At 70.3% G+C, this 21,041-nt stretch carries 16 protein-coding genes and 1 tRNA gene; 12 read left to right on the plus strand and 5 right to left on the minus strand.

Going from position 1 to position 21,041, the window contains the following annotated elements; genetic code table 11:
- Positions 1-21 precede the first annotated feature (21 nt).
- Positions 22-1,275, plus strand: a complete 1,254-nt coding sequence (locus IM767_RS06255; protein ID WP_109211526.1) for a sensor histidine kinase — start codon at positions 22-24, stop codon at positions 1,273-1,275.
- Complete coding sequence (locus tag IM767_RS06260; RefSeq protein WP_109211525.1) at positions 1,272-1,904, plus strand: response regulator; 633 nt, start codon at positions 1,272-1,274, stop codon at positions 1,902-1,904. Before IM767_RS06255 ends, IM767_RS06260 begins: the two co-directional genes overlap by 4 nt.
- A gap of 58 nt (positions 1,905-1,962) precedes the next feature.
- Here the strand turns inward: IM767_RS06260 and IM767_RS06265 are convergent, their stop codons facing one another.
- Together IM767_RS06265 and aceB are read right to left on the minus strand one after the other, a co-directional pair.
- Positions 1,963-3,558, minus strand: a complete 1,596-nt coding sequence (locus IM767_RS06265) for an isocitrate lyase (RefSeq protein ID WP_109211524.1) — start codon at positions 3,556-3,558, stop codon at positions 1,963-1,965.
- 162 nt (positions 3,559-3,720) lie between these two features.
- Entirely contained in the window at positions 3,721-5,379 is a 1,659-nt protein-coding gene (gene aceB / locus IM767_RS06270; protein ID WP_109211523.1) for a malate synthase A, read from the minus strand.
- A 303-nt stretch (positions 5,380-5,682) separates the two neighbouring features.
- On the opposite strand from aceB, the gene IM767_RS06275 reads away from it, so the two are divergent.
- The gene (locus IM767_RS06275) at positions 5,683-7,161 is read left to right on the plus strand and encodes a helix-turn-helix transcriptional regulator (protein ID WP_198425701.1); all 1,479 of its coding nucleotides are present in this window, start codon (positions 5,683-5,685) and stop codon (positions 7,159-7,161) included.
- 598 nt (positions 7,162-7,759) lie between these two features.
- Here the strand turns inward: IM767_RS06275 and IM767_RS06280 are convergent.
- The gene (locus IM767_RS06280; RefSeq protein ID WP_194398828.1) at positions 7,760-9,151 is read right to left on the minus strand and encodes an NAD(P)/FAD-dependent oxidoreductase; all 1,392 of its coding nucleotides are present in this window, start codon (positions 9,149-9,151) and stop codon (positions 7,760-7,762) included.
- Positions 9,152-9,332: 181 nt separating this feature from the next.
- Positions 9,333-10,868: a PucR family transcriptional regulator gene (locus IM767_RS06285; RefSeq protein ID WP_109211522.1), complete on the minus strand. Its 1,536-nt coding sequence runs from the start codon at positions 10,866-10,868 to the stop codon at positions 9,333-9,335.
- A 92-nt stretch (positions 10,869-10,960) separates the two neighbouring features.
- Between IM767_RS06285 and gabT the strand changes: the two genes are divergently transcribed.
- The 5 genes from gabT to IM767_RS06310 all read left to right on the plus strand — a co-directional run bounded on the left by gabT (position 10,961) and on the right by IM767_RS06310 (position 17,724).
- Positions 10,961-12,322: a 4-aminobutyrate--2-oxoglutarate transaminase gene (gene gabT / locus IM767_RS06290; protein WP_109211521.1), complete on the plus strand. Its 1,362-nt coding sequence runs from the start codon at positions 10,961-10,963 to the stop codon at positions 12,320-12,322.
- Between the two features lie 192 nt (positions 12,323-12,514).
- On the plus strand, positions 12,515-13,876 hold the full coding sequence (locus IM767_RS06295) for a flavin monoamine oxidase family protein (protein WP_109211520.1): 1,362 nt from the start codon (positions 12,515-12,517) through the stop codon (positions 13,874-13,876).
- On the plus strand, positions 13,873-14,757 hold the full coding sequence (locus IM767_RS06300) for a universal stress protein (protein ID WP_109211519.1): 885 nt from the start codon (positions 13,873-13,875) through the stop codon (positions 14,755-14,757). The genes IM767_RS06295 and IM767_RS06300 overlap by 4 nt, the downstream gene beginning before the upstream one ends.
- Positions 14,754-16,322: an APC family permease gene (locus tag IM767_RS06305; protein WP_239453432.1), complete on the plus strand. Its 1,569-nt coding sequence runs from the start codon at positions 14,754-14,756 to the stop codon at positions 16,320-16,322. The genes IM767_RS06300 and IM767_RS06305 overlap by 4 nt, the downstream gene beginning before the upstream one ends.
- Positions 16,323-16,362: 40 nt before the next feature.
- The gene (locus IM767_RS06310) at positions 16,363-17,724 is read left to right on the plus strand and encodes an NAD-dependent succinate-semialdehyde dehydrogenase (RefSeq protein ID WP_109211518.1); all 1,362 of its coding nucleotides are present in this window, start codon (positions 16,363-16,365) and stop codon (positions 17,722-17,724) included.
- A 176-nt stretch (positions 17,725-17,900) separates the two neighbouring features.
- On the opposite strand, the gene IM767_RS06315 is transcribed toward IM767_RS06310, so the two are convergent.
- Complete coding sequence (locus tag IM767_RS06315; RefSeq protein ID WP_109211517.1) at positions 17,901-18,509, minus strand: tetratricopeptide repeat protein; 609 nt, start codon at positions 18,507-18,509, stop codon at positions 17,901-17,903.
- Between the two features lie 64 nt (positions 18,510-18,573).
- Between IM767_RS06315 and IM767_RS06320 the strand changes: the two genes are divergently transcribed.
- The 4 genes from IM767_RS06320 to nusG all read left to right on the plus strand — a co-directional run bounded on the left by IM767_RS06320 (position 18,574) and on the right by nusG (position 20,891).
- A complete protein-coding gene (locus IM767_RS06320; protein WP_109211516.1) occupies positions 18,574-19,011 on the plus strand; it encodes a pyridoxamine 5'-phosphate oxidase family protein in 438 nt (145 codons plus the stop codon).
- A 188-nt stretch (positions 19,012-19,199) separates the two neighbouring features.
- Positions 19,200-19,272: transfer RNA gene (locus tag IM767_RS06325), tRNA-Trp, on the plus strand.
- Positions 19,273-19,362: 90 nt separating this feature from the next.
- Positions 19,363-19,635, plus strand: a complete 273-nt coding sequence (secE, locus tag IM767_RS06330; protein ID WP_045300625.1) for a preprotein translocase subunit SecE — start codon at positions 19,363-19,365, stop codon at positions 19,633-19,635.
- 83 nt (positions 19,636-19,718) lie between these two features.
- Complete coding sequence (gene nusG / locus IM767_RS06335) at positions 19,719-20,891, plus strand: transcription termination/antitermination protein NusG (RefSeq protein ID WP_109211515.1); 1,173 nt, start codon at positions 19,719-19,721, stop codon at positions 20,889-20,891.
- Positions 20,892-21,041: the final 150 nt, after the last annotated feature.

A 21,041-nucleotide genomic window follows, 5' to 3' on the forward strand; every position in this document is an offset into this window, starting at 1 on the left:
GAGTGAAGAGACGAGGGAGAGATGCTGACCAGACGCGGCTGGGATGCGATCGTGTCGATCGTGTCGGCCGTCATCGCGATCGCACTCGTCTGCCTCTTCCCGCCGGCCAACACGGCCCGCACGGTGATCGCACTCGGGGCGATCGGGCTGTTCGTGCTCGGCTACGCCCTCATCGGCCGTGACGCGATCGAGCCGCCGCGCGCGGCCTGGCGGTATCCGGCCTTCCTTTCCGTGGCGGCGATCGCGACGGGCATCGGCGCGGGGGCGGCGCCCTTCATGGCGATGCTGCAGACGCTCGCGTATCCGCTCGTGTGGGTCATCGGCGACTCGCGGCGGCGGGGGATCGGCGGGTCGGCGGTCATCGCGGCGAGCGTGTTCGTGGGCGCGAGCTTCGGCTACGGAGCGAGCCTGGACTCCCTGCTCGCCGGCGGCACGACGGCGGTCTTCTCCCTTTCGTTCGCGATCGCCATCGGCCTGTGGATCGCCCGGATCGCCGAGTACGGCGAGGAGCGCGAGCGTCTCCTGGCCGAGCTGACGGCGGCGCAGAGCGAGGTCGAGGCGCTCAGCCGCGAGCGCGGCGCGTCCGCCGAGCGCGAGCGCCTGGCGCGTGACATCCACGACACGCTCGCCCAGACGCTGGCCGGGCTCGTGATCTTCGCCGAGCGGGCCGGACGGCAGTCGCGAGACGGACAGGCGGATGCCGCCGCCGCAACGATCGCGACGGTCGAGCAGGTCGCACGCGATGCGCTCGCCGAGTCGCGGGCTCTCGTGGCCCGCACGGCGGCGGTGCCCAGCGAGCCTGCCTTCGGCGCGGCCGTGGAGCGCCTGGTCGCGCGGTTCCGCGAGCACGGCACGACGCGGATCGCGCTGGATGCCGAGGGGGTGAAGGGCGACCTCGACCGCGAGGCGCAGGTCGTGCTGCTGCGCTGCCTGCAGGAGGCGCTGTCGAACGTGGCCAAGCACGCGGCCGCCGCGAACGTCGCGGTGCGCGTGGAGGTGGGCGGCGACGGCTCGGCTGCTCTCGTGGTGAGCGACGACGGCCGCGGCTTCGACCCGTCGCAGCCGAGCACCGGCTTCGGGCTGGAAGGCATGAGCGGTCGCGTGGCGCTCGCCGGCGGGACGCTCGACGTCTCATCCGTGGTGGGCCGTGGCACGACGGTGACCGTACGGCTCCCCGGCACCGACCGGCACGGCGCCGATGCCTCAGCCGGCGCGGTCGCTCTCGGACCCGCCGCGTCCACCGACGTCACCGTGCCGAAGGGAGCCCCCGCGTGATCCGCCTGCTGATCGCCGACGACCACCCCGTCGTGCGTGCCGGCCTGGCCGGGCTGCTGTCGGACGAGCCCGGCTTCGAGGTCGTGGCCGAGGCATCCGACGGCGACGAAGCCGTGCGGCTGGCAGCCGCCACGCGCCCGGACGTCGTCCTGATGGACCTCCGCATGCCGGACGTCGACGGCGTGACCGCGACCGTGCGGCTCGTCGCCGGCGAGGCCGGCACCCCGCCGCCGCGGGTGCTGATCCTCACCACCTACGAGTCCGACGACCAGATCCTCGCGGCGATCGAGGCGGGGGCCTCGGGGTACCTCCTCAAGGCGGCTCCGCAGGCGGAGATCGTCGCGGGCATCCGCTCGGTCGCCGCCGGGCAGTCGGCGCTGTCGCCGCAGGTGGCGGTGCGCCTCGTCGAACGGATGCGGCGGCCCGAGCCCGAGACCGTCCTCACCGCGCGCGAGCTCGACGTGCTGCGGCTCGTGGCGACGGGCCACAGCAACAAGCAGATCGCCGTCACGCTCGGGATCGGGGAGTCGACGGTCAAGACGCACCTGCTGAAGGTGTTCGACAAGCTCGGGGTCGCCGACCGCACCCGCGCCGTGACCCTCGCGATGGAGCGCGGCCTGCTCGCGTGAGGACGAAGACGACGGATGCCGCAACCCGGCGGGTTGCGGCATCCGTCATGTTCCGGGGTCAGCCGAACTGGTTCATCGTGTTGTGCTGGCCGCCCGCCTTGAGGGCGGCGTCGCCGGCGAAGTACTCCTTGTGGTTGTCGCCGATGTCGCTGCCGGCCATGTTCTGGTGCTTCACCGTAGCGATGCCTTCGCGGATCTCGCGGCGCTGCACGCCCTTGACGTAGGCGAGCATGCCCTCGTCGCCGAAGTAGCCCTTGGCGAGCGTGTCGGTCGACAGCGCGGCCGTGTGGTACGTCGGCAGCGTGATGAGGTGGTGGAAGATCCCCGCCCGGGCGGATCCGTCGCGCTGGAACGTGCGGATCTTCTCGTCGGCCAGGCGCGCCAGCTCGGTGTCGTCGTAGTCGACGCTCATGAGGTCTCCGCGGTCGTAGGCCGAGACGTCCTCGCCCCGCTCCGCGAGCAGGTCGTACGCCTGCTGACGGAAGTTGAGCGTCCAGTTGAACGACGGGCTGTTGTTGTACACCAGCTTCGCGTCCGGGATCTCCTCGCGGATGGCGTCGACCATGCCGGCGATCTGCTCGACGTGCGGCTTCTCGGTCTCGATCCACAGCAGGTCGGCGCCGTGACGCAGCGACGTGATGCAATCCAGCACGACGCGCTCCTCGCCGGTTCCGGGGCGGAACTGGTACAGGTTGCTGGGCAGCCGCTTGGGGCGCAGCAGCTTGCCGTCGCGTTTGATGACGACGTCGCCGTTGCCGAGGTCGGCGTCCGAGATCTCCTCCGCGTCGAGGAACGCGTTGTACCGGTCACCGAGATCGCCCGGCTGATGCGTCACCGCGAGCTTCTGCGTGAGGCCGGCCCCGAGCGAGTCGGTGCGGGCGACGATGATGCCGTTGTCGATGCCGAGCTCGAGGAATGCGTAGCGGACCGCGTTGAGCTTGGCGATGAAGTCCTCGTGCGGGACGGTGACCTTGCCGTCCTGGTGGCCGCACTGCTTCTCGTCAGAGACCTGGTTCTCGATCTGGATCGCGCAGGCCCCGGCCTCGATCATCTTCTTGGCGAGGAGGTACGTCGCCTCGGGGTTGCCGAAGCCCGCGTCGATGTCGGCGATGATCGGCACCACGTGGGTCTCGTGATTGTCGATCTGCGACTGGATGAACTCGACCGCGGTCTCATCTCCCGCCGCCCGCGCGTCGTCGAGCTGCGTGAACAGGAGGTCGAGCTCACGCGCATCCGCCTGACGCAGGAAGGTGTAGAGCTCCTCGATGAGCGCCGGCACCGAGGTCTTCTCGTGCATCGACTGGTCGGGGAGGGGGCCGAACTCCGAGCGGAGCGCGGCGACCATCCACCCCGACAGGTAGAGGTAGCGCTTGTTCGTGGACTTCAGGTGCTTCTTGATCGAGATGAGCTTCTGCTGCCCGATGAAGCCGTGCCAGACGCCGAGCGACTGGGTGTAGACCGACGAGTCGGCGTCGTACTCGGCCATGTCGCGGCGCATGATGTCGGCGGTGTACTGGGCGATCTCGAGCCCGGTGCGGAACCGGTTCTGCGCGCGCATGCGGGCGACGGACTCGGGGTCGATGGCATCCCAGGCGGAGCCGTGCTGCTCCTTGAGCGCGCGGATGGCGTCGATGTCGTCTTGGTAGGCGGTCATGTCTGTTCCTTCTGGAGGTGTCGTGGATGGGGTGCCGGCGCGTTTCGTCTCGCCTCGCCCGCTCGACGACCGGGGGTGTGGTCCGGTCGTCGAGCGAGGATGCTTCGGCTCGCTGCGCTCGCTCAGCACAGGTCTTCGCGACGAGACGAAGCGCAGGCCGGGCTACTCGGTCTCGGTGAGGTACTTCGTGTAGGCGGGCAGCGTCAGGAAGGCCGGGAACTCCTGGCCCAGGGCGACCTCGCGGAAGATCTCCGCCGCGTCGTCGAACCGGTCGCCGTCGTGGCCTGCCCCGGTCGAAGGGCGGTCGGCCTCGGTCAGCACCTGCGCGATGAGGCCCTCGACGTAGTCGCGGGTGATCGGGGTGCCGTCCTGCGTCGTCTGGTCTTGGTGGATCCACTGCCACACCTGCGAGCGCGAGATCTCGGCGGTTGCGGCATCCTCCATGAGGTTGTCGATCGCCACGGCGCCCAGGCCCCGCAGCCACGCCTCGATGTAGCGGATCGCCACCGACACGTTGCCGTAGACGCCCGCCGTCGTGATCGGCCGGCCGATGTGCACGTCGATGAGGTCCGAGGCCTTCACGTCGACCTCGGGACGCTGGCGGTCGAGCTGGTTGGGCCGGTCGCCCAGCACCGCGTCGAACTCCGCGCGGGCCACGGGGATCAGGTCGGGGTGGGCGACCCAGGTGCCGTCGAAGCCGTCGCCGGCCTCGCGCTTCTTGTCGGCGGCCACCTTCTCGAACGCGCGCTCGGTCACCTCGGGGTCGCGGCGGTTCGGGATGAAGGCGCTCATGCCGCCGATCGCGAAGGCGCCGCGCTTGTGGCACGTCTTCACGAGCAGCTCGGTGTACGAGCGCATGAACGGCACGGTCATCGTGACCTCGCTGCGGTCGGGCAGCACGAACCGCGCCCCGCGGCCGCGGTAGTTCTTGATGATCGAGAAGATGTAGTCCCAGCGGCCGGCGTTCAGGCCCGCGCAGTGGTCGCGCAGCTCGAAGAGGATCTCCTCCATCTCGAACGCCGCGGGCAGCGTCTCGATCAGCACGGTCGCGCGGATGGTGCCGTGCGGGATGCCGAGGTGCCGCTCGCTGAAGCTGAACACGTCGTCCCACAGCTTCGCCTCGTCGCTGGACTCGAGCTTGGCGATGTAGAAGTACGGGCCGCGTCCGTTCGCGATCAGCTGCTGCGCGTTGTGGAAGAAGTACAGGCCGAAGTCCACGAGCGAGCCCGACGCGGCCATCGTGCGGCCGGTGCGGTCGGTGAAGCGGATGTGCTGCTCGGGCAGGTGCCAGCCGCGGGGCCGCATCACGATCGTCGGCGTCTCGGTCGCGGTGACCTCGTAGCGCTTGCCCTCGGGGCTGGTGAACGAGAGCTCGCCGCGGATGGCGTCGCGCAGGCTCAGCTGGCCCTCGATGACGTTCTTCCACGTCGGGCTGGTCGCGTCCTCCTGGTCGGCGAGCCACACCTTCGCGCCGGAGTTCAGCGCGTTGATGGTCATCTTGGGGTCGGTCGGACCCGTGATCTCGACGCGGCGGTCCTCGAGGCCGGGTCCGGCGCCGGCGACCTTCCACTCGGCGTCCTCGCGGATGTGGCGGGTGTCGTCGCGGAACTGCGGGTCGTGCCCGTTGCCGACCTCGAACCGGCGGCGCATGCGGTCGGCGAGCCGGTCGTGGCGGCGGGCGCCGAAGCGGGCGTGCAGCTCGGTGAGGAACGCGAGGGCGTCGGGCGTGAGGATCTCGCCGTACCGGGGACCGATGCGTCCGGCGACCTCGATCGAGGGGTCGTGGGTCTGGGTGGGAATGGGGCCGGTGCGCGTGCGCATCGGGGTGGCGGTTGCAGGTGTCATGTTCCTGTCTTCCTGTGACTTCCGGTTCGGGGCGCGGTGCGCGCGTTCGGGGCGTGTGAGGTGCGCCTCGAGTGGGCGTGGTGCGCCCGAACCGGTGTGGAGATGTGGTGGGGATGCCTCGTCCCGGCGGTGTCGGCCGGGCCGCGGCATCCGTGATCCGCGTTCTGCCTGGATCGTCGGTAGGTCGTGGAACCACTTTGCTGTGAAGTTCCACCCTCGAACCGACGAATTCGGGTGTGAAGTTTTCGAGTATTTCTGCTTTCGTGACAGAATCGACGCATGACGACGACGCTGACGCGGGATGCCGCCGCAGAAGTCCCCGACGATGATGAGGTGGATCCGCTCACCATCGGCCGCCGCATCCGCCAGTTGCGCACCGACCGTGGCATGACGCTCGAAGAGCTCGCCGCGGCCGTCGAGCGCGCACCGAGTCAGCTGTCGATGATCGAGAACGGGCGGCGCGAGCCGAGGCTCTCGCTGCTGCAGGCGATCGCGCGGGCGCTCGGGTCGTCGATCGACGCGATCCTCGAGTCCGAGCCGCTCGACGAGCGTGCGACCCTCGAGATCTCGCTCGAGCGGGCGATGCGGGGGCAGACGTTCCAGGCGCTCGGCATCCCGCCGTTCCGCATCGGCAAGACCGTTCCCACCGAGGCGCTCAAGGCGATGCTCGCGCTGCAGGGCGAGATCGAGCGCCTGCGCGACGAGCGGGCCGCCACCCCGGAGGAGGCGCGGCGCGCGAACGTCGCGCTGCGCAAGCTCATGCGCACGCAGAACAACTACTTCGCCGAGCTCGAGCTCGAGGCGCGCCGCATCCTGGACGCCGTCGACCACCCGGGAGGTCCGCTCACCCAGCGGACGGCATCCGATATCGCCGCTCATCTGGGCTTCACCCTCCACTACGTGCCGGATCTGCCGCAGACGACGCGGTCGGTCGCCGACATGAAGAACGGCCGGCTGTACCTGTCGAGCCGCCTCACGACGAAGGGCGACCCGCGCACGGCAGTGCTGCAGGCGCTGTCCAGCCGCATCCTCGGGCACCGCGAGCCGACGTCGTACGCGGACTTCCTGCGCCAGCGCGTCGAGACGAACTACCTGACCGGCGCGCTCCTCATCCCCGAGGCGCACGCGGTGCCGTTCCTGCAGGAGGCGAAGAAGGACCGCTCGATCTCGATCGAGGATCTGCGCGACGCCTACTCCGTGTCGTACGAGACGGCGGCGCACCGCTTCACGAACCTCGCGACCGTGCACCTCGGCCTGCCGGTGCACTTCCTCAAGGTGCACGAGTCGGGCGTCATCACGAAGGTCTACGAGAACGACGACGTCAACTTCCCGACCGATCGCCTCGGTTCGATCGAGGGGCAGATGTGCTGCCGCAAGTGGACCTCGCGCGTCGTCTTCGACGTCGACGACCATTTCAACCCGTACTACCAGTACACCGACACCGGCAACGGCACGTACTGGTGCACGGCCCGCGTCGAGCTCTCGAGCGAGGGCGCTCACTCGATCAGCGTGGGCGTGCGCTTCGACGACACCAAGTGGTTCCTGGGGCGCGACACGACCAACCGCGGGGTGTCGAAGCACTCGGTCGAGGTGTGCTGCCGCCGTGCGCCGTCCGAGCTCGAGGCCTCGTGGCGCGAACAGGCCTGGCCGAACGTGCGCACCCCGCGCACGCTGCTCGCGACTCTGCCCACGGGCTCCTTCCCGGGGGTCGACACGACAGACCTCTACGAGTTCCTCGAGGCGCACGCGCCGCGCTGACGCGCGGCGCGTCTCACCCCTCGGGCGGACCGGGGCGTCACGGGATCAGGTGATCTGGCGAGCGTAGGAGGTTTCGTCGCGGATCGTCCTGCGCCGGTGAGGTCTCCTGTGGTGGTGACGGATGGCCGGGCGGGTCTGCGGCGTCGGGGGTGTGTGACCGCGTCAGGTGATCTCGCGAGCGCAGGAGGATTCCGCCCGGATCGTCCTGCGCAGGCCAGATCTCCTGTGGTGGTGACGGGTGGCCGGGCGGGTGCGCGGTGTCGGGGCGTTACGGGATCAGGTGATCTGGCGAGGCCAGGAGGTTTCCTCGCGGATCGTTCTGCGCAGGCCAGGTCTCCTGTGGTGGTGACGGATGGCCGGGCGGGTGCGTTGGGCCCCGGGGTGTTACGGGGTCAGGTGATCTGGCGAGCGTAGGAGGATTCCGCCCGGATCGTCCTGCGCAGGCCAGATCTCCTGTGGTGGTGACGGGTGGCCGGGCGGGCGGGCGTGTGACCGGGTCAGGTGATCTGGCGAGCGCAGGAGGATTCCGCCCGGATCGTCCTGCGCAGGCCAGATCTCCTGCGGTGGTGACGGGTGGCCGGGCGGGCGCCGGGTCCGGTCAATGGCGGCCGGCCACCCAGTCGGCGACGTGCGCCGGCCACGCGGTGCGGGTGGAGGATGCGGATGCCTCGGCCCGGTCGGCGAGGCGATACGCGGTGTAGATGGCATTCACGGCCGTCCACCGCAGGGGTTCGATCTCCCAGCGCTTCGTGCGGTGGCCGACCCACGGCAGCCGGACGAGGTCGGTGTCGCGCTCCAGCACGAGGTCGGCGAGCGTGCGTCCGGCGAGGTTCGTCGCGGTGACGCCGGTGCCGACGTAGCCGCCCGCCCAGCCGAGACCGGTGGCGCGGTCGTGCGCCACGGTCGCAGCCCAGTCGCGCGAGACGCCGAGCACACCCGCCCACGCGTGCGCGATCGGGGTGGTGGCGGCATCCGGGAAGAACTCGTGCAGCAGCCGCGTGAGCGAGGCGATCGTGCGCGCCTGCGTGCGGCCGTCGGTGTCGACCCTCGACCCGTAGCGGTAGGGGACGCCGCGCCCGCCGAAGGCGATGCGGTCGTCCGCGGTGCGCTGCGCGTACATGTAGACGTGCGCGAAGTCGCCGAGGGTGTCGCGGCCGTCCCAGCCGACCGCGTCCCAGAACGACGTCGGCAGCGGATCCGTCACGATCATCGACGAGTTCATCGGCAGCCACGTGCGGTGCTCGCCGCGAAGGTCGGGGGTGAACCCCTCCGTCGCGCGCAGCACGTGCGTCGCGCGCACCGTGCCGCGATCGGTGACGGCGCGACCGGGAGAGATCTCGCGCACGTGCGTCTGCTCGTAGATCGGCACGTCCAGCCGTTCCACGGCCGCGGCGAGACCGCGCACGAGCTTGACCGGATGGATCCGCGCGCAGTGCGGGTGCCATACGGCGCCGAGCGCACCGGAGATGCGGACACGGGATGCTGCGGCCGCGGCATCCATCACCTCCACATCCGTGTGGGGCCACGACTGCTCAGCGGCGACGACGGTCTTCAGCCGTGCGCGCTGCGCCGGCGTGCGGGCGACGCCGAGCTCGCCGCCTTTGACGATGTCGGCGTCGATGCCCTCACGCGCGGCGACGGCGATGACCTCGTCGACGGTGTCGTTGAGCGCCCGTTGCTGCGCGATCGCCGCGTCGCGGCCGTGGGTCTCGACGTACCGGTCGCGGCCGCCGGTGACCGTGTTGGTGAGCCATCCGCCGTTGCGGCCGGATGCCCCGAATCCCGCGAACCGCTGCTCGAGCACGACCACCCGAAGGTCGGGCTGCGCGCGCTTGAGGTAGTACGCGGTCCACAGCCCGGTGTAGCCGGCGCCCACGATCGCGACATCGGCCTCGAGGTCGCCGGGCAGGGGAGCACGGGGTGCGGGGGCGCCGCCCGTGCTGTGCCACCACCACGACACCTCGCCGTTCGGCACCGCGGTCTCCGTCATGCGACCATCCTCGCGTGGAGCCGGCGCGGGGAGGCGGTGCAATCTGTCGCGAAGATGGCCCTGGCCGCGACACCTGTGCGGATACGGTCCGCCCGCTCCCGGCGCCCTCCGTTTCCTTACCGCGAAACCTGCAGCCACGACGGGCGAAAACGGCGCAGTGTGGGACGCGAACGCGGAGGGGTCAGGAGTCGAGGGCGCGCAGCGCCGCCCACAGCTCGGCGCGGGTCGCGAACGACGAGAGGTCGCGGCCCAGCACCCGCTCGATGAGGGCGAGCCGCGTGCGCACCGTGTGACGGTGGACGCCTAGCGACTGGGCGGATGCCTCGTGCGAGCAGTCCTCGTCGAGCCACACCTGCAGCGTCTCGACGAGGCGCGTGCCCTGCGCCGCGTCGTGATCGAACAGCGGGGCGAGCTCGGCGCGCGCCAGGGAGCGGGCCTCGTCGGTCAGGGCGGACAGGACGCCGGAGCGCGCGACCTCGCCGAACTCGGTCACCTTCCGCACGCCGCGGTCGCGGGCCACGCGAGCCTGCCCGAGCGCCGCGGCGAAGCCGTCGTAGCCCGCCGGGTCTGACAGCCCGATCCGCACGTCGAAGCGATCCACGAGCTCGTCGACGCTCGAGCGGTCGCCCGCCGGCACGACGAGCACGAGCCCGTCCTCACCGCGCCCGAAGAACAGCGCCCCCCGTTTCTCATCGGCCCACAGCTCGAGGAGCTCGGCGATGCCGTCCACGCGCGCGGCCGCGGCATCCGTCACTCCCACGACCACCGGTGCCGAGGGGAGCGGTCCCCACAGCTCGCGGGAGGTGCGCCGGGCGAGGGCCGGGTCGCCGGTCAGGAGCGACTGCACGAGCCCCGCCCGCAGGGCACTGCGCGCGCGCCCCAGTCCCTGCTGCTGCTCGAGCGCGAGACCGGCCATGGCGATCACGGCCGTGACGACGACGCGGCCCTCCTGGTCGAGGTCACCGGCCGCGATCGCGATGACGCCGCGCAGGTGACCGCCGCGGCCCAGCGTCTGCAGCGAGAACGGAGTGCCGCCGATGTGCAGCGACGAGCCGGCGCGCGCGCCCCGGTGGAGCACGCCGGTCACCTCCCGCTGCAGGGCGTCCGCGGTCGCGGCGTCGATTCCTCCGACGGGGTGCTCGCGCGCCAGCTCGCCGGCCGCGTCGTACATGCCCACCCACGTGTCGAGCTGCTTGGCGAGCTCGGCGACCGTCGCGCCGAGCCCGTCGGGCCGGAGCGCGGCGAGGGCGATCGCGCGCTGCGCGGCCAGCGCCCAGCTGCGGCGCGCGTACGCCTCGGCGGCGATCGCCTCGGCGTTCGCCCGGGCCACCGCGATGAAGGGCGTGCGGTACGGCACCTCGAACAGCGGCATCCGCGCGTCGCGGCACGCGTCGACGAGAGCGGGAGGGATGCCGGTACGCGCCACCTCCGTGCCGAAGCCGAGGCCGACCACGCCCCGCGCCGCGAGACGCTGGACGTACGCGCGGTAAGGCTCCGGGGCATCGACGTCGGCGTCGCCGGGGGAGGGGAACTGCGTGCCCGTGGTGAGCAGCACGAGGCCCTCGGAGAGGAACGGCGTCGGGTCGGCCAGGTCGGAGCTGTGCACCCACCGGATCGCCCGGTCCAGCGCGCCGGGGTCGAGGTCGTCGCCTGCGAGCGACAGCTTCAGGTCGCGGCGGGCGAGCAGCGCGCGCAGGGTCGGGGCGTCGGCGTCCATGAGGCTCGAGTGTACGGGCCGTACAGCGCCGCCGGCACAATGTACGTGACGGAGGGTGCGAGGCTTCCCGACGGCGGCATACGCTCCCCTCCATGAGCAGCGCAGCCGACACCCTCACGAGTACGCCCCTCGGCGGACCGACGCTCCCGCAGGAGCGCCGCCTGGTCACCAGCATCCCCGGTCCTCGCTCGCAGGAGCTGATCGACCGCAAGGCCGAGGCCGTCGCTGCCGGCGTGGGCCACACCGCACCCGTTCATGCCGTGGCGGCAGGCGGCGGCGTGATCGTCGACGCCGACGGCAACTCGCTCATCGACCTCGGCTCCGGCATCGCTGTCACGACGGTCGGCAACGCGCACCCCAAGGTGGTCAAGGCGGTGCAGGAGCAGGTCGCGCAGTTCACCCACACCTGCTTCATGATCGCGCCCTACGACTCCTACGTGTCGGTGGCGGAGGCGCTCAACCGGATCACCCCCGGTGACCACGCGAAGAAGAGCGCGCTGTTCAACTCGGGCGCCGAGGCGGTGGAGAACGCGGTCAAGATCGCCCGCAAGTACACCGGCAAGCAGGCCGTCGTGGCGTTCGACCACGGCTACCACGGCCGCACCAACCTGACGATGGCGCTCACCGCGAAGTCGATGCCCTACAAGAGCGGCTTCGGCCCGTTCGCATCGGAGATCTACCGGGCGCCGCTGTCGTACCCGTACCGCGACGGACTCTCGGGCGCCGAAGCGGCGAAGAAGGCCATCTCGATGATCGAGAAGCAGGTCGGCGCCGACAACCTCGCCGCGGTCATCATTGAGCCGATCCAGGGGGAGGGCGGCTTCATCGTCCCGGCGGACGGCTACCTCCCGGCGCTCGTGGAGTGGTGCCGCGCAAACGACGTGGTGTTCATCGCCGACGAGATCCAGACCGGGTTCGCCCGCACCGGGCAGATGTTCGCGAGCGACGTGTTCGGCATCGTGCCGGACCTGATCACGACCGCCAAGGGCATCGCGGGCGGCCTGCCCCTCGCGGCCGTCACGGGCCGGGCCGAGATCATGGACGCCTCGCACGCCGGCGGCCTGGGCGGCACGTACGGCGGCAACCCCATCGCGTGCGCCGCTGCGCTCGCCGCGATCGACGTGTTCGAGAACGACGGGATGCTCGAGCGCGCCCGCGAGATCGAGACGATCCTGAAGGGCCGCCTGCAGGAGCTGCAGGAGGCCGACCCGCGCGTGGGCGATGTGCGCGGCCACGGCGCGATGATCGCCGCCGAGTTCATCGACCCCGCGACGGGGGAGCCGGATGCCGCGCTCACCGCCGCGGTCGCGAAGGCGTCCATCGCGCAGGGCGTCATCGTGCTCACGTGCGGCACGTACGGGAACGTGATCCGTTTCCTGCCGCCGCTGTCGATCACCGACGACCTGCTCCACGAGGGCCTGGACGTCGTGGCGGCGGCACTTACCGACAACTGATCGCGGATGCCGCGACCTGCCCATCACGGCGGTCGCCGCATCCGTCCCCGCGACGTTCCGCCTTGCTCCGCTCGCTCGACGACCGAACCCCGGTCGATAAGCGAGAGAGGAACGAGCGAGGCGAAACGCAGAACGAAACGCACGAACCCGCACGACGCGCGCCCGGCCGGCGCGCCTGACGAAGGAGTCCGAATGACCGAGCTGACCCGCGACGTCGTCATCGTCGGCGCCGGTGCCGCCGGCACGACCGCCGCCAACGAGCTGAAGAAGGCGGGGCTGTCGGTCGTCGTGCTGGAGGCCCGCGACCGCGTGGGCGGGCGCCTGTGGACCGACGTGGTCGACGGCGCGATGCTCGAGATCGGCGGGCAGTGGGTGTCGCCCGACCAGGACGCGCTCAAGGAGACCCTGGCCGAGCTCGGGCTCGAGACCTACAGCCGCTACCGCGAGGGCGAGTCGATCTACATCGGCAAGGACGGCGAGCTCACCCGCTTCACGGGCGAGATCTTCCCGGTCGCGCCCGAGACCGAGAAGGAGATCGTCCGGCTCATCGAGGTGCTCGACGGCCTCGTCGCGCAGGTCGATCCCGACAAGCCGTGGGAGCACCCCGACGCCGAGGCGCTCGACCGCATCTCGTTCGAGGCGTGGCTCGAGGAGCAGACCGACGACCAGGAGGCGCGCGACAACATCGCGCTCTTCATCGCCGGCGCGATGCTCACCAAGCCCGCCTACGCCTTCTCGGCCCTCCAGGCACTCCTCATGGCCGCCAGCGCCGGCAGCTTCTCGCACCTCGTCGACGCGGACTTCATCCTCGACGAGCGCGTGGTCGGCGGCCTGCAGCAGGTGCCGCTGCTCCTGGCGGAGCGCCTGGGCGACGACGTCATCCTCGACGAGCCCGTGACCGAGGTGCACTGGTCCGAGGACGGCGTGCGGGTCGTCACCGACAACGGCCTCGTAGTGCGCGCGCGCTTCGTGATCCTCGCGCACGCGCCGATCCTCTACCCGTGGATCGAGTTCCAGCCGGCGCTGCCGCGTCTGAAGCAGCAGATGCACCAGCACATCTCGATGGGCTTCGTCATCAAGGTGCACGCCGTCTACGACCGCCCGTTCTGGCGCGAGCAGGGCCTGTCGGGCACGGCCTTCAGCCCGTACGAGATCTCGCACGAGGCCTACGACAACACCAACCACGGCGACGAGCGCGGCACTCTGGTCGGCTTCGTGTCGGACCGCAACGCCGACGACCTGTTCCGCGTGTCGGCCGAGGAGCGCAAGGAGCGCATCCTCGAGTCGCTGTCGCACTACTACGGCCCCGAGGCGAAGAACCCGCTCGTGTACTTCGAGAGCGACTGGGGCGCCGAGGAGTGGACGCGCGGCGCGTACGCCGCGAGCTTCGACCTCGGCGGTCTCGCCCGCTACGGCGCGGACCTCCGCACCCCCGTCGGACCCATCCACTTCGCCTGCAGCGACATGGCCGGCGCCGGCTACCAGCACGTCGACGGCGCGATCCGCATGGGCCGTCTGGTCGCGGCGAACATCGTCGAGGCGGCCCGCCGGTGACCGCGCGCATCGTCGTCGGCTACACCGCGACGGATGCCGGAGCCGACGCTGTCGCGGTCGGCTCGCGGCTCGCGGCAGCCCTCCGCGCCCCGCTCGACCTGGTGCTCGTGCTCCCCGGTGAGGACCGCAGCGTCATCACCCCGCCCGACGCCGGGTACGACCGCTACCTCGTCGGGCAGGCCGAGGCGTGGCTCGCCGAGGCGTCGAAGACGATTCCGGATGCCGTGGCCCACACCACGCACGTGCGCTTCGGCGATTCGTTCGCTGAGGGCCTGATCGTCGCCGCGCACGAGCTGGGCGCGTCGCACATCGTCGTCGGCGCCGCCAACGGCGGACTGCGTGGACGCCACCGTCTGGGCACCGTCGCCAACGAGCTCCTGCACTCGTCGGACGTCCCCGTCGTCCTCGCCCCGGAAGGGTCGCGACGCCTGGAGGCGACCGCGGTGACGCGGGTGACCGCGGCCATCGGCACCCGTCCGGGTGCGAGCGCGCTGCTCGACGAGAGCATCGCCCTTGCGACGGGTGCAGGCGCCGAGCTGCGGCTGCTGTCGCTCGTGTCGGTCGATCTGCCCGCGACGGTCGACACCGGCGTCATCCGCATCGCGGGTGCCGCCCACGCCGACGACGTGCTCGGCAAGGCGCTCGACGCCCTCCCCGAGGGCATCGACGCCGAGGTCGTCGTCGCGCGCGGCGACAGCATCGAAGACGCCGTCGCGCACCTCGCCTGGGAGCCTGGCGAGCTCGCCGTCGTCGGCTCCAGCCGGCTGGCCCAGCCCCGGCGCCTGTTCCTCGGCTCGACCGCGGCGAAGATGCTGCACGAGCTTCCCGTTCCCATGGTCGTGGTGCCCCGCACGCACGGCGCAGAAGGAGGACGCGCATGAGCGCTTCCCAGAACACCGGTGCCGGCACTCCGCTGGCGCCGGCCTCCGGCTCCCACGCCGGCGAGCTGTCCAAGAAGGGCCTGAGCGCCGGCGCGGTCGGCGTCATCGGCGCGGTCGTCATCGGCATCTCCACCATCGCGCCGGCGTACACGCTGACCGCCTCGCTCGGCCCGACCGTCGCGGTCGTCGGCACCCAGGTGCCGGCGATCATCCTGGTGGGCTTCATCCCGATGCTGCTGACGGCGTTCGGGTACCGCGAGCTCAACCGTGCGATGCCGGACTCCGGCACGTCGTTCACGTGGGGCGTGCGGGCCTTCGGCCCGTGGATCGGCTGGATGACGGGGTGGGGCCTCGTCGCCGCCACCGTCATCGTGCTCTCGAACCTCGCGGGCATCGCGGTGGAGTTCCTGTTCCTGCTGATCTCGCAGCTGAGCGGCAACCCCGACATCGCCGAGCTCGCCTTCAACCCGTTCATCAACGTCGCGGTGTGCCTCCTGTTCATGCTCGGCGCGACGCTCGTCTCGTACCGCGACATGCAGACCACGCAGAAGTTCCAGTACGTGCTGGTCGGCTTCCAGGTGATCGTGCTCGTGCTCTTCGCGGTCGTCGCGATCGTCAAGGCGGTCGACGGCGAGGCGCCCGACCCGACGGCGTTCTCATGGTCGTGGTTCAACCCGTTCGAGGTGCCGACCTTCAGCGCGTTCGCCGCCGGCCTGTCGCTGTCGATCTTCATCTTCTGGGGCTGGGACGTCGTCCTCACGATGAACGAGGAGACCAAGAACCCCGAGAAGACGCCCGGTCGCGCAGCGATGCTCACGGTCGTCATCGTCGTGGCCCTGTACCTGCTGATCTCGATCGGCCTGATGATGTTCGCCGGCGTCGGCGACGGACCGCTGGGCCTTGCGAACGAGGAGATCTCGGCCAACGTGTTCTTCGCGCTGTCCGACCCTGTGCTCGGGCCGCTCGCCTTCCTGGTGTCGCTCGCGGTGCTCTCGAGCTCGGCCGCCTCGCTCCAGTCGACGGCCGTCGGCCCGGCGCGGACGCTGCTGGCGATGGGGCACTACGGCGCCCTGCCGTCGAAGTTCGCCCGCGTCAGCCCGCGGTTCTTCACGCCCGGCTACGCCACGGTCGTCTCGGCCGTCGTCGCGTCGGTCTTCTACGCCGTCATGCGTGTGGTGAGCGAGAACGTGCTCACCGACACGATCCTCTCGCTCGGCATGATGATCTGCTTCTACTACGGGCTTACGGCGTTCGCGTGCGTGTGGTACTTCCGCAAGCAGTGGTTCGACTCGGCGCGGAGCTTCTTCTTCACGTTCCTCTTCCCGCTGGTCGGCGGCGCGATTCTCGCGGTGCTCTTCGTCACGACGCTCATCGACTCGATGGACCCCGCGTACGGCAGCGGCTCGAGCATCTTCGGCCTCGGCCTGGTGTTCGTCCTGGGCGTGACGATCATCCTCGCCGGCGTGGTGATCATGATCTGGCAGGCGATCAAGCGTCCGGCGTTCTTCCGCGGTGAGACACTCGGTATCGACGCACCCGAAAGCCTTCGACGCGTCCGCCGCTGACCGGCAGACTGTCCCCAATCCATCCGATCGGAGAGGAAGCATGACCGACTACGCCGTCGTCAACCCGGCCACGGGAGAGACCCTGGCCACGTACCCGACCATCACCGACGAGGCTCTCGAGAGCGCGATCGCGGGGGCGGACGCCGCCTACCGCGCGTGGCGCGAACAGCCGGTCGCCGAGCGCGCGGCGCGCCTGCGCCGGGTGGCGGAGCTGCACCGCGAGCGTCGCGACGATCTCGCCACGATCATCGTGCGCGAGATGGGCAAGCCGCTGTCGGCGGCGGTGGCCGAAGTGGACTTCGCGGCCGACATCACCGAGTACTACGCCGACAACGCCGAGAAGGTGACGGCCGACCAGCCGATCGACATCCTCGGCGAGGGCACCGCGGTGATCCGCCGCACGCCGCTGGGCGTGCTCCTGGGCATCATGCCGTGGAACTTCCCGTACTACCAGGTCGCCCGCTTCGCTGCGCCCAACATCGTCGTGGGCAACACCATCCTGCTCAAGCACGCTCCGCAGTGCCCCGAGTCCGCTGCCGCCATCGAGCAGATGTACACGGATGCCGGACTCGAGGGCGTGTACACCAACGTCTACGCGTCCAACGAGCAGGCGGCCAGGATCATCGCCGACCGGCGCGTGCAGGGCGTCTCGGTCACCGGCTCCGAGCGGGCCGGATCGGCGGTCGCCGCTCTCGCCGGGCAGAACCTCAAGAAGGTCGCCCTCGAGCTCGGCGGCTCGGACCCGTTCATCGTCCTGTCGACCGACGACCTCGACTCGACGGTCGCCGCCGCGGTGGAGGCCCGCATGGACAACAACGGCCAGTCCTGCAACGCGCCCAAGCGCTTCATCGTGCAGGAGGGCCTGTACGACCAGTTCCTCGAGAAATTCACCGAGGCCATGACCGCGTCAAAGATGGGCGACCCCTTCGCCGACGACACGGTGCTCGGCCCGCTGTCGTCGCTCGCGGCCGCGGAGCGGCTGCAGGAGCAGGTCGACCGCGCCGTGTCGCAGGGCGCGCGACTCGTCGCCGGCGGCACGCGCGACGGCGCGTTCTACGAGCCGACCGTGCTCACCGACGTGACGGCCGACATGGACGTGTACCGCGAAGAGCTGTTCGGCCCGGCCGGCGTCGTCTACAAGGTGGCCGACGAGGACGAGGCGGTCAAGGTCGCGAACGACACGAGCTTCGGGCTCGGCTCGTACGTGTACACGACCGACCCCGAGCAGGCCGAGCGCATCGCGGACAAGATCGACGCCGGCATGGTCTACGTCAACATCGTGCTCGCCGACTCGCCCGAGCTTCCGTTCGGCGGCGTCAAGCGGTCCGGCACCTCCCGTGAGATGGGTCTGCTGGCCGCCGACGAGTTCGTCAACAAGAAGCTGATCCGCATCGCCGGCTGAGCTGTCTGCGAGCGGGGGCGCTCCGGCGCCCGGAGAGGGAACGCGTCCGGGTCGCGGCCGCTGTCAGGCGCGTTTCGTCTCGCTCGTGCCTCGCTCGCTCAACGACCGGACTCTCGGTCGTCGGGCGGGCGGCAGGGTGGTCTCGGTCGTTGAGCGAGCGAAGCGAGACGAAACGCCTACCTGGCGCCGCGGGCCTCGGCGATCGCCTCGTCGGCCCACTGCACCTGCTGCGGCGTGCCCCAGCGGGTCGCGGCATCCCGCGCGGTCTCGAACTCCGCGACCGCCTCGGTGAACCGCCCCGCGTCGAAGAGCCGCCAGCCGGCGTTGTTGTGCAGCGACACGCGCCAGCGGAGCGTGCGCGGGTCGTCGACGCCCTCGAGCACCGCCAGCGCGGCGGCGGTCCACTCCTCGGCCTGGTCGGGTTCGGCGATCGCGAGCATGTGCAGCGCGTCGACCTTCAAGAACGCGATCCCGGATGCCGCATCCACCGCCGCGAGGAAGTACGGCACCGCAGCCTGGGGGTCTCCCGCCGTGTTGCGCACTCTGCCGCGCTCCAGGGCCGCCCGCGCCGCGACGGCGGCGTCCTCGATCGACACCTCATCGAGCACGGCATCCGCCTCGTCGAAACGCTCCTGCAGGCCCAACGCGCGAGCGACCTGGGTCTGCAGCTCCGCGCGGGTGGCGGCATCCGTCTCCGACTCCGCTGCCTCGCGCAGCCGGGCCTCCGATCCCGACGGATCGGCGAAGTCCCAGAGTTCGTCGAGGCGGGCCTGCGCAAGGGTCATGGCGGAATGCTAATGCCGACATCCGGGGGTGTCGCCGGACGGGTCCGCGAGACAGGATGGAGTCATGGCAGACACACCGGATCCCGTCGTCGCCCTGTCGGATGAAGCGTGCTGGGAGCGCCTGCGCACGCAGGAGCTCGGCCGGCTCGTCACGCACGTGGGCGACGTTCTCGACATCTTCCCCGTGAACTATGTCGTCGACGGCGAGAGCGTGCTGTTCCGCACCGCACAGGGGAGCAAGCTGTTCGAGCTCACGGTCAACGACGAAGTGCTCTTCGAGGTCGACGACCATACCGACACCGACGCCTGGAGCGTGATCCTCCGCGGCCGCGCGCACCCGCTCGACCGCTCTGCCGACGTCGAGCGGGCCGACGGGCTGGGGCTGCGTCCGTGGATCCCGACGCTCAAGTACACCTACGTGAGGGTGGAGCCGACGTCGCTGTCCGGACGGGCCTTCGAGCGCGCGCCGGAGCCCGATCGCTACGGGGTCCAGCAGTACTGATCGAGGCTGCACTCCATGCGTCGACACGCCCGCCAGGTCGGCCCCGGTTCGCGGGGCCTGCGGGCATGCCGTACACTGGATCATGCAGTTGAAGTCTGCATTCTTTCGCCGTGCCCGGTGTCCGGGAGCGGATCCTCAAGCCGTGGTGAGAGGGGAAGAGTGCGGGTTTCAGAGACCTCCGGGTCTCTAGGGCGGTAGCTCAATTGGCAGAGCAGCGGTCTCCAAAACCGCAGGTTGCAGGTTCGATTCCTGTCCGCCCTGCGCGTCAGCGCAACACCGGTGACATGCCGGTGGTTGACAACACAGTGTGCCGACCCGTGTCGGCTCACGGAAGGTAATCAGGTGGCATCGATGGTTCAGGACGAGCCGAAGGGCGAAGTCGTCCCCGCTGAGGGAACGGCCGCGCCTCGCGAGAAGAAGCCCAACGTCTTCGCTCGTATCGCCCTGTTCGTCCGCCAGGTCTTCGCCGAGCTTCGCAAGGTCGTCACCCCGACGCGCCAGGAGCTGCTGAAGTACACGGCGGTGGTGCTGGGCTTCGTCGTCGTGATGATGGCGCTCGTCTATGGCCTGGACGTGCTGTTCGTGTGGATCACGTCGTACGTCTTCGGAGTGCCCGGCGCCTGATCCCGAGCGCCCCCGGCTCGCAACGGGGGCACGACACGGGCGGACCGCAGGTCCGGCAGCGGACGGAACGGAAGAGAACTCACGTGACTGAAAGATATGTCGACGACGCCGATTGGGCGACGGCAGCCGAGCAGTCGTCGGAGGACGACGAGGCGCAGGAGGGCAACGTCCTGGCAGCCGAGGCGCGCTCGGTAGAGGCTGCCGAGCACCTCGCCATCCACATCGTCGACGAGGCTGACGAAGACGACGCCGACCTCGACGACATCGACATCGACGACCCGGAGGCGGACGCGATCGTGAACGACGCTCTGAATCTTGACGAAACGGCCGAGACCGAGGCCGCGGCAGAAGTGATCAACGACTCCATCGCGGAGGAGGTCGCCGAGCGCGAGGCCGAGGCCGCCGACGAGGTGACCCCCTACGACGGTCCCGACGTGAACGGCGACGAGGACGAGCCGGTCCTCGACGAGGACTTCGTCGCGGAGGTGGATGCCGCAGCCGGCGTCGTCGACGAGGTCGAGGCATCCGTCTCGCCTGCCGACGCCGCCGAGGCGCCCGAGAGCGACGACGCCGCCGGGGCGCCTGAGATCGACGCCGCCGACGACGACGAGGACGACGCCGCCGACGAGGACGAGGACCCGTACGAGGCGTACCGCGCCGAACTGCGCACCCTCCCGGGCAAGTGGTACGTCATCCACTCCTACGCCGGTTTCGAGCGCAAGGTGAAGGCCAACATCGAGCAGCGCAAGTCGACGCTCGAGGTCGAGGACGACATCTACCAGATCGAGGTCCCGATGGAGGACGTCGTCGAGATCAAGAACGGCCAGCGCAAGATGGTCAACCGCGTGCGCATCCCGGGCTACGTGCTCGTGCGCATGGAGCTCAACGAGGACACCTGGTCGGTCGTGCGTCACACGCCCGGCGTGACCGGCTTCGTCGGCAACGCCCACAACCCGACGCCGCTGCGCTTCGAAGAGGCCTTCAACATGCTGAAGAGCCTCGTCGAGGTCAAGGAGGTCGCCGGCGCGAAGGGCGGCGCGGCCAAGAAGGGCGCGGCTGCCGCGGCGCGCGTCATCCCGGCCGAGGTCGACTTCGAGGTGGGCGAGACCATCACGATCAAGGAGGGCTCGTTCGCGGGCCTCCCGGGCACGATCAGCGAGATCAAGCCCGAGAGCGGCAAGCTCACGGTCCTCGTCTCGCTCTTCGAGCGCGAGACCCCGGTCGAGCTGTCGTTCGACCAGGTCACCAAGCTCTGAGTCACCTCCTGGTAGACTCTGCAGGTTTGCGCGCGCGCTGAGCGCGCGCGATCGACACCGCGATCCGGAACGGCCGGATTCGCGGGAGAACAGGATCAGATCCCTCTACGCCTTGTAGAGGGCACGGGTCCGTTCGTTGAAAGGAAGAAG

The sequence above is a fragment of the Microbacterium ureisolvens genome (assembly GCF_015278315.1).
GTDB classification, from domain to species: domain Bacteria; phylum Actinomycetota; class Actinomycetes; order Actinomycetales; family Microbacteriaceae; genus Microbacterium; species Microbacterium ureisolvens.